The organism is Pseudomonas sp. BNK-45 (assembly GCF_047456255.1).
Classification (GTDB): Bacteria; Pseudomonadota; Gammaproteobacteria; order Pseudomonadales; family Pseudomonadaceae; genus Aquipseudomonas.
Genome location: NZ_CP179909.1, coordinates 1,997,841 through 2,011,876, shown reverse-complemented (window position 1 = coordinate 2,011,876; position 14,036 = coordinate 1,997,841). Strand labels below are relative to the sequence as shown.

The 14,036-nt window shown below is 61.0% G+C and carries 15 protein-coding genes and 1 tRNA gene; 9 read left to right on the top strand and 7 right to left on the bottom strand.

The window, feature by feature from the left end:
- The first annotated feature begins 23 nt into the window (after positions 1-23).
- Positions 24-329: a YkgJ family cysteine cluster protein gene (locus ACMGG8_RS09330; protein ID WP_047306050.1), complete on the top strand. Its 306-nt coding sequence runs from the start codon at positions 24-26 to the stop codon at positions 327-329.
- 8 nt (positions 330-337) lie between these two features.
- On the opposite strand, the gene ACMGG8_RS09325 is transcribed toward ACMGG8_RS09330, so the two are convergent.
- The 6 genes from ACMGG8_RS09325 to hemA all read right to left on the bottom strand — a co-directional run bounded on the left by ACMGG8_RS09325 (position 338) and on the right by hemA (position 5,691).
- Positions 338-856 (bottom strand): acyloxyacyl hydrolase, encoded by a 519-nt coding sequence (locus ACMGG8_RS09325; RefSeq protein WP_060844598.1) that lies wholly within the window; start codon positions 854-856, stop codon positions 338-340.
- Between the two features lie 114 nt (positions 857-970).
- Positions 971-1,762 (bottom strand): glutamate racemase, encoded by a 792-nt coding sequence (gene murI, locus ACMGG8_RS09320; RefSeq protein ID WP_102860259.1) that lies wholly within the window; start codon positions 1,760-1,762, stop codon positions 971-973.
- The gene (locus ACMGG8_RS09315; RefSeq protein WP_060842014.1) at positions 1,755-2,510 is read right to left on the bottom strand and encodes a molybdopterin-synthase adenylyltransferase MoeB; all 756 of its coding nucleotides are present in this window, start codon (positions 2,508-2,510) and stop codon (positions 1,755-1,757) included. The genes murI and ACMGG8_RS09315 overlap by 8 nt, the downstream gene beginning before the upstream one ends.
- Positions 2,504-3,334: a peptide chain release factor N(5)-glutamine methyltransferase gene (prmC, locus tag ACMGG8_RS09310; protein WP_060844600.1), complete on the bottom strand. Its 831-nt coding sequence runs from the start codon at positions 3,332-3,334 to the stop codon at positions 2,504-2,506. The genes ACMGG8_RS09315 and prmC overlap by 7 nt, the downstream gene beginning before the upstream one ends.
- A complete protein-coding gene (gene prfA / locus ACMGG8_RS09305; RefSeq protein ID WP_414159494.1) occupies positions 3,335-4,417 on the bottom strand; it encodes a peptide chain release factor 1 in 1,083 nt (360 codons plus the stop codon). It lies immediately after the preceding gene.
- Positions 4,417-5,691 (bottom strand): glutamyl-tRNA reductase, encoded by a 1,275-nt coding sequence (gene hemA, locus ACMGG8_RS09300; protein WP_016965522.1) that lies wholly within the window; start codon positions 5,689-5,691, stop codon positions 4,417-4,419. The genes prfA and hemA overlap by 1 nt, the downstream gene beginning before the upstream one ends.
- Positions 5,692-5,874: 183 nt before the next feature.
- Here hemA and ACMGG8_RS09295 point away from each other — a divergent pair, with 183 nt between their 5' ends.
- The 8 genes from ACMGG8_RS09295 to ychF all read left to right on the top strand — a co-directional run bounded on the left by ACMGG8_RS09295 (position 5,875) and on the right by ychF (position 12,789).
- Positions 5,875-7,599 carry a tetratricopeptide repeat protein gene (locus ACMGG8_RS09295; RefSeq protein ID WP_060841026.1) on the top strand — a complete coding sequence of 575 codons (1,725 nt, stop codon included), beginning with the start codon at positions 5,875-5,877 and terminating at the stop codon, positions 7,597-7,599.
- Between the two features lie 4 nt (positions 7,600-7,603).
- Positions 7,604-8,221, top strand: coding sequence for a lipoprotein insertase outer membrane protein LolB (gene lolB, locus ACMGG8_RS09290; protein WP_414159493.1), 618 nt, complete (start codon positions 7,604-7,606; stop codon positions 8,219-8,221).
- Positions 8,222-8,227: 6 nt separating this feature from the next.
- Positions 8,228-9,073, top strand: a complete 846-nt coding sequence (gene ispE, locus ACMGG8_RS09285; protein ID WP_060844602.1) for a 4-(cytidine 5'-diphospho)-2-C-methyl-D-erythritol kinase — start codon at positions 8,228-8,230, stop codon at positions 9,071-9,073.
- 36 nt (positions 9,074-9,109) lie between these two features.
- Positions 9,110-9,184, top strand: a tRNA-Gln gene (locus ACMGG8_RS09280).
- Between the two features lie 47 nt (positions 9,185-9,231).
- The gene (locus ACMGG8_RS09275) at positions 9,232-10,173 is read left to right on the top strand and encodes a ribose-phosphate pyrophosphokinase (protein ID WP_003171603.1); all 942 of its coding nucleotides are present in this window, start codon (positions 9,232-9,234) and stop codon (positions 10,171-10,173) included.
- Positions 10,174-10,312: 139 nt separating this feature from the next.
- Positions 10,313-10,912: a 50S ribosomal protein L25/general stress protein Ctc gene (locus ACMGG8_RS09270; protein ID WP_060841029.1), complete on the top strand. Its 600-nt coding sequence runs from the start codon at positions 10,313-10,315 to the stop codon at positions 10,910-10,912.
- 168 nt (positions 10,913-11,080) lie between these two features.
- Entirely contained in the window at positions 11,081-11,665 is a 585-nt protein-coding gene (gene pth / locus ACMGG8_RS09265; RefSeq protein WP_060841030.1) for an aminoacyl-tRNA hydrolase, read from the top strand.
- 23 nt (positions 11,666-11,688) lie between these two features.
- Positions 11,689-12,789: a redox-regulated ATPase YchF gene (ychF, locus tag ACMGG8_RS09260; protein ID WP_016967414.1), complete on the top strand. Its 1,101-nt coding sequence runs from the start codon at positions 11,689-11,691 to the stop codon at positions 12,787-12,789.
- A gap of 175 nt (positions 12,790-12,964) precedes the next feature.
- Here ychF and ACMGG8_RS09255 read toward each other — a convergent pair whose 3' ends face one another.
- Complete coding sequence (locus tag ACMGG8_RS09255) at positions 12,965-13,852, bottom strand: helix-turn-helix transcriptional regulator (RefSeq protein WP_414159492.1); 888 nt, start codon at positions 13,850-13,852, stop codon at positions 12,965-12,967.
- Positions 13,853-14,036: the final 184 nt, after the last annotated feature.

The window sequence follows — 14,036 nt, the reverse complement described above, 5'->3', positions numbered from 1 at the left end:
CGACTGCCTTACACTGCGCTCCTATGATCACCATTCCCGTTGTCCCCGTCCCCGAACCGGCCATCAGTTGCTCGACCTGCGCCGCCTGCTGCTGCCAGCTGGAAGTGATGCTGATCACCGATACCGGAGTGCCCGAACGCTTTATCGACACCGACGACTGGGGCGGCGAAGTCATGCGCCGCCTGGACGACGGCTGGTGCGCGGCCCTGGACCGCGACAGCATGCGCTGCAGCATCTATGAGCTGCGGCCACTGATCTGTCGCGAGTTCGAGCTGGGAGAGGCCGATTGCTTGAGCGAACGCCGGGGAATCGCCACGGCGTATCGCTGATACCGGCCTCAGAGCGGCATCGTGTAATGCAGCGCGTAGCTTTCGATACCGTCGTTGGGGGTTTGAATCCCGGCGTTGGAGTAATGGGTGGCGCGGATCCCGACTTCATGCCCGCCGGCGAAACGCAAGCCGAAACCGATGCGGTCTTCGAACTGGAAGGATGAGCCGAGCTTGTTGTCCTCGACCTCGGTGTGGGCAAAGGCTGCCACCCCGATCCCCGCCTCGATGTAAGGCTTGACGCTGGCCCCGGCGAACTCATAGACCAGTACCGGCGAGAACGACAGGCTGTGATTGCTCGATTTCTTGTCGCCATCCCAATAGGTGTAGGCGCCGCTCCAGTACCCGGTCAGGCGACCGACATCACTTTGCAGCCAGCTCTTGTCCCAGTCCCATTGCATACCCAGGCGGTAGGTCTGGGTCGAATCGCCAGTTTGTCCCACGGAGAACTCGACTCCGGCCGCCTGCGCGGAAAAACTGTGCCCCAACAACCCGGCCGCCAGCGCGGCCAAACACAACAGTCGCTTCATCAGGAACGTCCTTTTTCAACGGTTACCTATGGTCTTGTACAACCTTCTGGAAAAGTTATAGAAGCCCGCGCACGCTCGGAAGTTCAGCTACGGTCGAGGGATTTTCAGGTTTTTTCACAACTCGAAACGCTGAACGCTAGCAGGACCTTTCCACAAAAGCGGCAACACCTGGACAAAGTGCGGGACGTCGCCGCTGGTCCAGAAACGAGTCTCCCGGGCCGGGCCACGGGCCCGTAGCTCGCCCTCGTCCAAGAGGCGTTGCAACTGCCGGGCAACGGCGCCGCCCGTGTCGATCAGGCTGATGTGGGCCGGCAGCATCTGCAGCAGCACCGGCTTGAGAAACGGATAGTGGGTGCACCCCAGGATGATGGTGTCGCAGCCAGCCGCCAGCAGCGGTTCGACATAGCCCTGCAACAGTTGCCGCAGGGCGCTGCTGTCGAGGTCGCCGTTTTCGATCATTTCCACCAGGCCGGGACAGGGCTGGGTGACCACTTTCACATCCGCGGCGAAGCGATCGAGCAAGGCGGCGAACTTGGCACTCTGCAAGGTGCCGGTGGTGGCCAGCACCCCGACCACCCCGCTGCGGGTCGCCGCCGCAGCGGGCTTGACCGCAGGCTCCATGCCGACGATGGGCCAGTCCGGGTAATCACGGCGCAGATCGGCCACGCCGGCCACGGTGGCGGTGTTGCAGGCCAGGACCAGGGCCTTGGCGCCCTGCTCGCGGAAGTAGCGCGCCATCAGGGCACAACGCTGGCGAATGAACTCCGGGGTCTTTTCGCCGTAGGGAATATGCCCGCAATCGCCAAAGTACAGCAGTGATTCGTTGGGCAGCAGGCGCTGAATTTCCGCCAGTACCGACAGACCGCCAACACCGGAATCGAACACCGCAACGGGCGCTTCACTCATGCTGAACTCCGCAAACGCTGCAACCGGGATCACGCTTGACGCGCAGCTCACGAAAGCGCGTCCCCAGGGCATCGATCAATAACAGTCGACCCACCAGAGGCTCGCCAAACCCGGCCAGCAGCTTCAGGGCTTCCAGCGCCTGCAGGCTGCCCACGGTGCCCACCAGCGGACCGAGCACTCCGGCCTCGCTGCAGGTCAGCTCGGCTTCGCTGCCATGCCCGTACAGGCAGTGGTAGCAAGGGCTTTCCGGGCGGCGCGGGTCGAACACCGACAACTGCCCTTCCAGGCGAATCGCCGCGCCGCTGACCAGGGGCTTGCCGGCCGCCACGCACGCGGCGTTCACCGCCTCGCGGGTGCTGAAGTTGTCGGAGCAATCAAGCACCAGGTCCACCGCGGCCACGGCGGCGGCCAGGCTGTCGACGTCCAGCGCCTGGCGATGGGGCACCAGGCGGATTTCCGGGTTGAGGGCGGACAGCCGGCTGATGGCCGAATCCACCTTACTGACCCCGACACTCTGGCTGTCGTGGATGATCTGACGCTGCAGGTTGGTCAGGTCCACGCTGTCGAAGTCGGCCAGGTGCAGCTCGCCGACCCCGGCCGCGGCCAGGTACAGCGCCGCCGGGGCACCAAGGCCGCCGAGGCCGACAATCAGTACCCGGCTCTGCTTGAGGCGCAACTGGCCATCGATGTCGACGTGCTGCAACAGAATCTGCCGGCTATAGCGCAACAGCTCCTGATCGGTCAGCACGGCAGGCACCCGAGGCTGATGCGTTCATGACCACCCAGGTCGATGCGGCTGTGGACTTCGATGAACCCCCGGGCCGTCAACAATTCGCGCACCGCGCCAGCCTGATCGTAGCCATGCTCGAGCATCAGCCAGCCACCGGCTTCCAGGTGCTGCGGGGCCTGGTCGACGATCAGGCGCAGATCGTCCAGACCGTCCTTGCCCGCCACCAGGGCGCTTTCGGGTTCGAAACGCACATCGCCGGCCGCCAGATGAGGATCGGCCTCTGCGATGTAGGGGGGATTACTTGCGATCAAGTGGAAACGCTGGGACTCGACCGCGCTGAACCAGTGGCTGCTGAGCACCGTGACGTTGTCCAGCTGCAGGCGCTGGCGGTTGCGTTCGGCCAGGGCCACGGCTTCCAGCACCCGGTCCACGGCCGTAACCTTCCAGGCCGGACGCTCGCTGGCCAGGGCCAGGGCGATCGCGCCGCTACCGGTGCCCAGGTCGAGGACCTTGGCCGGGGTCGCCGGCAGCAGTTCCAACGCCGCCTCCACCAGCAGCTCCGTGTCGGGGCGCGGAATCAGGGTGTGCGGTGCCACTTCCAGATCCAGCTTCCAGAAGCCCTGTTGCCCGAGGATGTAGGCCACCGGCTCGCCGGAACGACGTCGTTGCAGGTACTCGGCGAACAGCAGCGCGGCTTCGCTGGGCACGATGCGTTCCGGCCAGGTGTGCAGGAAGCTGCGGGGCTTGCCCAGGGCCGCCGCCAGGAGCAGCTCGGCATCCAGGCGCGGCGTCGGCGAATCGGGTAATTGAGCTGCGCGCAGCAGGCTGGCGATGATGGTCATTTACTCACCCAATGCCGCAAGTTGATCAGCCTGGTATTCGGCCAGCAGCGGTTCAATCACTGCCTCGACGCCCCCGGCGATAATTTCGTCCAGGGAATACAGGGTCAGGTTGATCCGGTGATCGGTGACCCGGCCCTGGGGGAAGTTGTAGGTGCGGATGCGCTCGGAGCGATCCCCCGAGCCCACCAGCAGCTTGCGCTCGCTGGCGATGGCATTGGCCGCGGCGCTGGTCTGCTGGTCGTTGAGCTTGGCCGACAGCCAGGACATGGCCCGGGCCCGGTTCTTGTGCTGGGAACGCTCTTCCTGGCACTCCACCACGATCCCCGAAGGAATGTGGGTGATGCGGATCGCCGAGTCGGTCTTGTTCACGTGCTGGCCACCGGCGCCCGAGGAGCGATAGGTATCGATGCGCAGGTCCGCCGGGTTGATCTCGATGGCTTCCTGTTCGTCCGGCTCGGGCAGCACCGCCACGGTGCACGCAGAGGTGTGGATGCGACCCTGTGATTCGGTGGCCGGCACGCGCTGCACACGGTGCGCGCCGGACTCGAACTTGAGCTTGCCGTAGACGTTCTCGCCTTCGACCCGGGCAATGACTTCCTTATAGCCGCCGTGCTCACCCTCGTTTTCCGAGAGGATCTCCAGCCGCCAGCCACGCCGTTCGGCGTAGCGCGAATACATGCGGAACAGGTCGCCGGAAAAGATCGCCGCCTCGTCACCGCCGGTGCCGGCGCGGATTTCCAGGAACACGTTGCGCCCGTCGTTGGGGTCCTTGGGCAGCAACATGCGTTGCAAGGCGCTTTCCAGCTCGGCCAGTTGCTCCTTGGCCTCGCGCACTTCCTCGGCGGCCATTTCCCGCAGGTCCGGGTCGTTGTCCTTGAGCAGCGCCTGGGCGCCTTCGAGATCGGCCTGGACCTTGAGTACCTGTTTGTAGGAGGCAACGATCGGCTCGACTTCCGCGTACTCCTTGGAGTAGGTGCGGAACTTGGCCTGATCGGAAATGACCTCAGCATCGCCGAGCAAGGCGGTCAGTTCCTCGAAACGATCCTGGAGAATGTCCAGCTTACTGAGCAGTGACGCTTTCATTACGGGGTTTTATCCGATGAGCCCTCACCGAGGGCAAAGAGTTCTTGAGCCATGGCCAGCGCATCGAGGCGACCTTCGGCGGACAGCTTTTTCAGCTGCACGCTCGGCGCGTGCAGCAGTTTGTTGGTCAGGCCACGGGCCAGTTGGGCCAGTACGTCCTCGGCGCTGGAGCCATTGCTCAACAGGCGCAGAGCCTTCTGCAGTTCTTCGTCACGCAGGCGCTCGCTCTGTTGACGATAGGCCTTGAGCACGTCCACCGCCGCCAATTCCCGCAAGCGCACCATGAAGTCCTCGGCGCCGATGTTCACCAGCTCCTCGGCGGCCTGGGCCGCGCCCTGACGGCTCTTGAGGTTTTCCGCGACCACTTCGTGCAGGTCATCGACGGTATAGAGGTAAACGTCGTCCAACTCGCCGACTTCAGGCTCGATGTCCCGGGGAACGGCGATATCCACCATGAAAATCGGCTTGTGCTTGCGCAGCTTCAGTGCGCTTTCCACTGCGCCCTTGCCAAGGATCGGCAGCTGGCTGGCGGTGGAACTGATGACGATATCGCTGTGCACCAGCTCCTGGGGAATGTCCGATAGCAACACCGCGTGGGCGCCGAACTGCTCCGCCAGGAGACTGGCGCGCTCCAGGGTGCGGTTGGCCACGACGATGCGCTTGACCCCCAGGTCGTGCAGGTGCCGGGCCACCAGGGTAATGGTCTCGCCCGCGCCGATCAGCAACGCCTGGCTGCGCTGCAGATCGCTGAAAATCTGTTTGGCCAGGCTTACCGCGGCAAACGCCACGGACACCGGGTTCTCGCCGATGGCGGTATCGGTCCGCACCTGCTTGGCGGCGCTGAAGGTGGCCTGGAACAGCCGCCCCAGCAGCGGACCGACGGTGCCGGCCTCACGGGCCACGGCGTAGGCGGACTTCATCTGCCCCAGGATCTGCGGCTCGCCCAACACCAGCGAATCCAGGCCCGAGGCCACCCGCATCATGTGACGAACTGCCGCATCGTCTTCATGCACATAGGCACTGGCGCGCAGCTCGTCTAGGCTCAGGTGGTGATAGTCCGCCAGCCAGCGCAGCACCACATCCGCAGAAAGATGATCCTGTTCTACATAGAGTTCACTGCGATTGCAGGTGGAGAGGATCGCAGCTTCGCGGCTGTCGGTGAGTCGGCAGAGCTGCTGCAAGGCCTCAACCAACTGCTCAGGGGTAAAGGCCACGCGCTCGCGGACGTCTACAGAAGCAGTCTTGTGGTTAATACCGAGTGCAAGGAAGGCCATTCAAGGTCGCTGATGATGTCGAGAAGCCGGCAATTGTCCTACTTCGACAGACGCAGAACAACTACCGCCGACTATTGTCCTAATAGACTGCCTCTGTTCTGGCATCCCGTTGAGTCTCGGTTATGTTTGACCGAAGGCTTGTGTCATGATGATCCGACCGCAGGTTAGTCGCCCTCTTCCTATATGAATAGATCCTCCGCGTTGCTCCTCGCCCTTGTCTTCCTCAGCGGTTGCCAATCACTGGCTCCCGTTTCATCGGACGCTACGTCGCCGGTGGAAGACAGCACCCCCGCCCCTGAAAAGCCCAAGGTTTATTCCTCGTTCAGTGAAGACACCATCTTCAGCCTGCTGAGCGCTGAGCTGGCGGGTCAGCGCAATCGTTTCGACATTGCCCTGGACAACTACGTGACCCAGGCCATCAACACCCAGGATCCGGGGATTTCCGAGCGAGCCTTTCGCATCGCCGAATACCTGGGCGCCGATCAGGCGGCCCTGGACACGTCGCTGATCTGGGCCAAGAACGCCCCCGACGACCTGGAAGCGCAACGGGCTGCCGCCATCCAGCTGGCCCGCGCCGGTCGTTATGACGACTCCTTGCTTTATATGGAGAAGGTCCTGCAGGGCAAGGGCGACACCCATTTCGACTTTCTGGCGCTGTCGGCTGCCGACACCGACCAGGACACCCGCAACGGCCTGATGAAAAGCTTCGACCGGCTGCTGCAGAAACACCCGCACAACAGCCAGCTGATCTTCGGCAAGGCCCTGCTGATGCAACAGGACGGCGACGCCAAGGATGCCCTGACCCTGCTGGAGCAGAACCCGCCGGAAGACGGCGAAGTCGCGCCATTGCTGCTGCGTGCCCGCCTGCTGCAAAGCCTGAACCGCGGCAAGGAAGCCTTGCCACTGCTGGAAAAAAGCATCCGCAAGTACCCGGATGACAAGCGCCTGCGCCTGACTTACGCCCGCATGCTGGTGGAGCAGGACCGCATGGAGGACGCCAAGACTCAGTTCTCCAGCCTGGTCCAACAGTATCCGGAAGATGACGAACTGCGTTACTCCCTGGCCCTGGTGTGCCTGGAAGCCAAGGCTTGGGAAGAGGCCAAGGGCTACCTGGAAGACCTGATTGCCCGGGAAAGCCACGAAGATTCCGCCCACCTGAACCTGGGACGGATCGCCGAAGAACTGAACGACCCGCAAGGGGCGCTGATCGAGTATGCCCAGGTCGGCCCGGGCAACGACTATCTGCCGGCACAACTGCGCCAGGCCGATATCCTGATGAGCAACGGTCGTACCGACGAGGCGCAAAAACGCCTGGTAGCCGCCCGCGATGCCCAGCCCGACTACGCCATCCAGCTGTACCTGGTCGAAGTCGAAACCCTGTCGGCGAACAATCAGGGGGATCGGGCCTGGAAAGCCATCCAGCAAGCCCTGCAGCAATATCCCGATGACGTGAACCTGCTCTACACCCGCGCCATGCAGGCGGAAAAACGCAATGATCTGGCGCAACTGGAAAAAGACCTGCGCCTGATCATCCAGCGCGAGCCGGACAACGCCATGGCCCTGAATGCCCTGGGCTACACCTTGTCGGACCGCACCACCCGCTATGCCGAAGCCAAGGTGCTGATCGAACAGGCCCACCAATTGACCCCGGACGACCCGGCGGTCATGGACAGCCTGGGCTGGGTGAACTTCCGCCTGGGCAACCTCGACGAGGCCGAGCGGCTGCTGCGCCAGGCCCTGGAACGCTTCCCCGACCAGGAAGTCGCGGCGCATCTGGGCGAAGTGCTGTGGAACAACGGCAAGCAGCGCGAGGCCAAGCAGATCTGGAGCAAGTTCATCAAGGACCAGCCCGATAGCCCTGTCCTGCGCGACACCATCAAACGCCTGACCGGATCAGAGACTCTTTAAGACCATGTTTTTGCGCCACTTCATTGTTTTCAGCTTCATCGCCCTGCTGGCCGGCTGCGCCGGCTTTGGCGCCCGTGAATCAGTCCAGGGCCAGGGCAACCCCGCCCAATGGCGCCAGCACAAGGATCATCTGACCGGCCTCGATGGCTGGCAGATCAGCGGCAAGATCGGCATCCGCGCGCCCAAGGATTCCGGGAGCGGCACGCTGTTCTGGCTGCAACGCCAGGATTATTACGACATCCGCCTGTCCGGCCCGCTGGGTCGCGGCGCCGCTCGCCTGACCGGGCGCCCCGGCCAGGTCAGCCTGGAAGTGGCCAACCAGGGCCGCTATGAAGCCACCAGCCCGGAAACCCTGCTTGAAGAACAGCTCGGCTGGAATCTGCCGGTTTCCCACTTGGCCTGGTGGGTTCGCGGCCTGCCCGCCCCCGACAGCAAGAGCCGCCTGACCCTGGACGGCGACAGCCACTTGGCCAGCCTGGAACAGGATGGCTGGCAAGTGGAATACAGCAGCTATTCCGAGCAGAACGGCTACTGGCTGCCCGAACGCATCAAACTGCATGGCAGCGACCTTGACGTCACCCTGGTGATCAAGGAATGGCAGCCGCGCAAGCTGGGGCAGTGACCGAGCATGGAAAAACTGACCCTGCCCTCCCCGGCCAAGCTCAATCTGATGCTGCATATCCTCGGTCGCCGTGAAGACGGTTATCACGAGCTGCAGACCCTGTTCCAGTTCCTCGACTACGGCGATGAAATCACCTTCGCCCTGCGTGACGACGGCGTCATTCGCCTGCACACCGACTTCCCGGGGGTGCCCCACGACAGCAACCTGATCGTCAAGGCGGCGAAAAAGCTCCAGGAACAATCCGGCTGCACCCAGGGCATCGATATCTGGATCGACAAGATCCTGCCCATGGGCGGCGGCATCGGCGGCGGCAGCTCCAACGCCGCCACGACCCTGCTGGGTCTGAATCATCTCTGGCAACTGGGCTGGGATGAAGACCGCCTCGCGGCACTGGGATTGACCCTGGGGGCCGACGTTCCGGTTTTCGTACGCGGCCGTGCAGCGTTCGCCGAAGGCGTAGGGGAAAAACTCAGCCCTGAATATCCCGAAGAACCCTGGTATCTGGTACTGGTCCCGCAAGTGTCTGTAAGTACAGCAGAAATTTTTTCAGATCCGCTGTTGACACGTGACACTCCGCCCATTAAAGTGCGCCCCGTTCCCAAGGGAAACAGCAGAAATGACTGCCTTCCGGTAGTCGCAAGGCGTTATCCAGAAGTACGTAACGCATTGAATTTGCTAGGTAAATTTACCGAAGCAAAACTGACTGGAACTGGAAGTTGTGTGTTTGGGGGCTTCCCAAGCAAAGCTGAAGCTGATAAAGTCTCGGCCCTTCTTACAGAGACCCTTACAGGGTTTGTAGCAAAAGGAAGCAACGTTTCGATGTTGCATCGCAAGCTGCAAGGTCTGCTCTAAAGGAATCGAGTATCAGGTACTCGAAGCAACAGATACAGGGGCGTCGCCAAGCGGTAAGGCAGCAGGTTTTGATCCTGCCATGCGTTGGTTCGAATCCAGCCGCCCCTGCCATTTTCCTATACTCATCCAGGTATACCCTCAGCCTTCAGGTACTGCGCGTGTCCAAGATGATGGTCTTTACGGGGAACGCTAACCCCGATCTGGCTCGGCGTGTAGTACGTCAGCTGCATATCCCTCTCGGTGACATCTCTGTTGGAAAATTCTCCGACGGCGAAATTACTGCCGAGATCAATGAAAATGTCCGCGGTAAAGACGTCTTCATTATTCAGCCGACTTGCGCTCCGACCAACGATAACCTGATGGAACTCGTCGTGATGGCTGATGCCTTCCGCCGCTCCTCAGCGACTCGTATCACTGCTGTTATTCCTTATTTTGGTTATGCCCGTCAGGATCGCCGTCCGCGTTCCGCACGTGTGGCTATCAGCGCGAAAGTCGTCGCTGACATGCTTACCGTAGTCGGCATCGACCGTGTTCTCACGGTTGATCTGCATGCTGACCAGATTCAGGGCTTCTTCGATATTCCAGTAGATAACATCTACGGCTCCCCGGTTCTGGTGGATGACATCGAAGACCAGCGTTTCGAAAACCTGATGATCGTGTCCCCGGACATTGGCGGCGTCGTGCGTGCACGTGCCGTGGCCAAGTCCCTGGGCGTTGATCTCGGGATCATCGACAAGCGTCGTGAGAAAGCCAATCACTCCGAAGTGATGCATATCATCGGCGACGTCGAAGGACGCACCTGCATTCTGGTCGATGACATGGTCGATACCGCCGGCACCCTGTGCCACGCGGCCAAGGCCCTGAAAGAGCATGGCGCAGCCAAGGTCTTTGCCTACTGCACACACCCTGTGCTGTCGGGCCGGGCCATCGAAAACATTGAAAATTCCGTGCTGGACGAGCTGGTGGTGACCAACACCATCCCGCTGTCCGCTGCAGCACAAGCCTGTGCGCGTATCCGCCAACTGGATATCGCACCGGTTGTTGCCGAGGCGGTCCGCCGCATCAGCAATGAAGAATCGATCAGCGCGATGTTCCGCTAGGGGCTAGTCCCCGGTAAAACATCCCGATGACGAAAAGCGCCCCGTCCCAACCTCTGTTGGGACGGGGCTTTTTTGCCCATATCGCCTTTAGCGCTGGTCGCAAACGCTGGGGCGAGTGTGGTTATTTTGGAGATACAACATGAACGATTTTACTCTGAATGCTGAACTGCGTTCCGACCTGGGGAAAGGTGCGAGCCGCCGCCTGCGTCGTCTCGCAAGCCTGGTTCCAGCTGTAGTCTACGGTGGCGACAAAGCCCCTGAGTCCATCAGCATGCTGGCCAAAGAAGTAGCCAAGCTGCTGGAAAACGAAGCTGCCTACAGCCACATCATCGAGCTGAACGTTGGTGGCACCAAGCAGAACGTCGTGATCAAGGCCCTGCAACGTCACCCAGCCAAAGGCCACGTGCTGCACGCTGACTTCGTTCGCGTAGTTGCTGGTCAGAAACTGACCGCCATGGTTCCAGTGCACCTGATCAACGAAGCGGCACCGATCAAGAAAGGCGGCGAAATCTTCCGCGCTACCACCGAGATCGAAGTTTCCTGCCTGCCGAAAGACCTGCCTGAGTTCATCGAAGTCGACATGACCGAGACCGACATCGGCACCGTGATCCACCTGTCCAACCTCACCGCTCCTAAAGGCGTTGAGTTTGTTGCTCTGGCACACGGCAACGACCTGGCAGTAGCCAACGTCTACGCACCACGTGTTGCTTCTGAGAAAGAAGAAGGCGCAGCAGAGTAATTCACTCTGACGCCGGAGTTGAGCGGAACACATCGCGGACTGGAACGTAGCGAGAAAGCGGGCGAGAACGCGAAGTTTGCCGCAAGGCAACCAAGCTCCTGTCGTCCCCTTTCGCCGTAGCACCGGTTGCGGCGATGTTATCCACCACTCCAAAGAAGGGCCCCTATCGTGACTGCCATCAAACTGATCGTTGGCCTGGGTAATCCAGGCGCCGAATACGAACAGACCCGGCATAACGCAGGGGCCCTTTTTGTTGAGCGCATCGCTGAAAAACAAGGTGTGAACCTTGTCGCCGATCGCAAATATTTCGGCCTGACCGGGCGCTTCAGTCACCAGGGTCAGGACATTCGTCTGTTGATTCCCACCACCTACATGAACCGCAGCGGCCAGGCCGTGGCGGCGCTTGCAGGCTTCTTCCGCATCAAGCCGGAAGAAATCCTGGTGGCCCACGACGAACTCGACTTGCCTCCCGGCGTCGCCAAGCTCAAGACCGGCGGCGGGCATGGCGGGCACAACGGACTGCGGGACATCATCGCGCAGCTCGGCAATCAGAATACCTTTCACCGCCTGCGGCTCGGCATCGGCCACCCAGGTGTTGCCAGTATGGTTTCAAACTTTGTCCTGGGTCGTGCGCCACGCGCCGAACAGGAAAAACTCGATGCCAGCATCGATTTTGCCCTCGGCGTGCTGCCGGATATCTTCGCCGGTGAATGGAACCGCGCGATGAAAAACCTGCACAGCCAGAAGGCCTGACTCTACTCCTCGGGGAATACACCATGGGATTCAATTGCGGCATCGTCGGCCTGCCTAACGTCGGCAAGTCCACCCTGTTCAACGCCCTGACCAAGTCCGGGATCGCGGCCGAGAACTTCCCCTTCTGCACCATCGAGCCCAACAGCGGTATCGTGCCGATGCCCGATCCGCGCCTGGACGCCCTGGCGGCGATCGTCGTGCCGGAGCGCGTGCTGCCGACCACCATGGAGTTCGTCGACATCGCCGGCCTGGTGGCCGGTGCCTCGAAAGGTGAAGGCCTGGGTAACAAGTTCCTGGCCAACATCCGCGAAACCGATGCCATTGCCCACGTGGTCCGCTGCTTCGAAGACGACAACGTGATCCACGTGTCCAACAGCGTCGACCCCAAGCGCGACATCGAGATCATCGACCTGGAGCTGATCTTCGCCGACCTCGACAGCTGCGAGAAACAGCTGCAGAAAGTCGCTCGCAATGCCAAGGGCGGCGACAAGGATGCCGTGGCCCAGAAAGCCCTGCTGGAGCAGTTGATCGCCCACTTCACCGAAGGCAAGCCGGCCCGCAGCCTGATGAAGGACATGAGCAGCGATGAGAAGCTGATCATCCGCGGCTTCCACCTGCTGACCACCAAGCCGGTGATGTACATCGCCAACGTTGCCGAAGACGGCTTCGAGAACAACCCGCTGCTGGACGTGGTCAAGGCCATCGCCGAAGAAGAAGGCGCCATGGTGGTGCCGGTGTGCAACAAGATCGAAGCGGAAATCGCCGAGCTTGAAGACGGCGAAGAAAAGGACATGTTCCTCGAGGCCCTGGGCCTGGAAGAGCCTGGCCTGAACCGGGTGATCCGCGCTGGCTACGAAATGCTCAACCTGCAGACCTACTTCACCGCCGGGGTGAAGGAAGTTCGCGCCTGGACCGTGCGCGTCGGTGCCACCGCGCCACAAGCGGCCGCCGTGATCCACACCGACTTCGAGAAAGGCTTCATCCGCGCCGAAGTCATCGCCTACAACGACTTCATCCAGTTCAAGGGTGAAGCCGGGGCCAAGGAAGCTGGTAAATGGCGCCTGGAAGGTAAGGAATACATCGTCAAGGATGGCGACGTGATGCACTTCCGCTTCAACGTGTAAAACCTGGATAGCCTTTCAGGAGCTGTCTGCGGACTGCCTCAGACGCCTGAAAACCCCGTAGGAGCCCCGATTTTCGGGGCTTCTTCGTTTCTACAGCGTGCATGAGGCTCCTGCCCCCTACGCAACAGACGACTGCGCAGATGTATGCGTTTTGGGGGGCTTGGGCCTTGTCGGGCTACAGTTGCGCCGCGAAGGTCTTGGCTTTCTTCGGCGTGACACCGTAGCGTTGCTTGTAGGCCTTGATGAAGTGGGAGGTATTTTCATATCCCACCTCCACAGCCGCGTCGGTGACGGAATAATCTCTAGCCGTCAGCAGTTGATGCGCGATATCGAGTTTTCTTTCGATGATCCAGCGGTTCGGGGTGGTGTCGTAGCTGCGCCTGAAGTCGCGAATAAAGGTCGACACGCTGCGTCCAGTCAGCAGGGCATAGTCTTCAATCTTCAGCTTGTGGGAATAGTACTGCTCCATGAAGTCGGTGATCGGCCGGCGCTTATGGCTGCCGCCGCAGGACAGCTCACGCAGGAAACGCAAGGACTTGTCCTGGATAGCGATCAGGTGCAGTAGTTCGAGCAGTTTCAACTCCAGCAGCGCGTCGGAACCCTCCGCGCCCTGGTAGACAGAGTTCAGAGAGTCGATATAACGCCGAATCTGTTCGTTAGCGTGCAGGGTATAAGTGCCGTGCACGCTTTTCTGCAGGCCGTCGGCGTGCAAGTTGCCTGCACCGGCCGCGCTCGACAGGTATTTGGCGATCAGCTTGTCGTCAAAAAACAACAGCAGCGCCTCGAAGATATCGTTGCCGGTGACGTAGTCCGATACCGTGTAAACACCTTTGGAGAGGAATATCAGATGATTCTCGTCGACGACATGGGCCATGGCGTCATAGTCGCGAATAATCTGCTTGCCCTGCTTTATATAGACGATCAACGGCGTGGCGATATAGATCGCCTTGTTTTCCAGGTTCGTTTCAAGGGTTTTATGCAGGATGGACGAACGACCGTCAGCGAGGATCGGCTTTACGTTGCGCATCGAATAAAGCGCCGCCGGTACTACTTCGAGTGTCATTGCTATGGTTTCTCAACAAATGGGCCGCCCCATTTGCACAGGGCGCTATCCAGCAGCGCGACATACTGCTGTCCAAACGGCCAGGACGTTCGGGACGGAACAGGAGTTGGGGAAAATAGCAGAAAACACATAACAGCCAGTAGCGCATGCCTGCCCAAGATGGCGCCGGAGTCGTCGCACACGC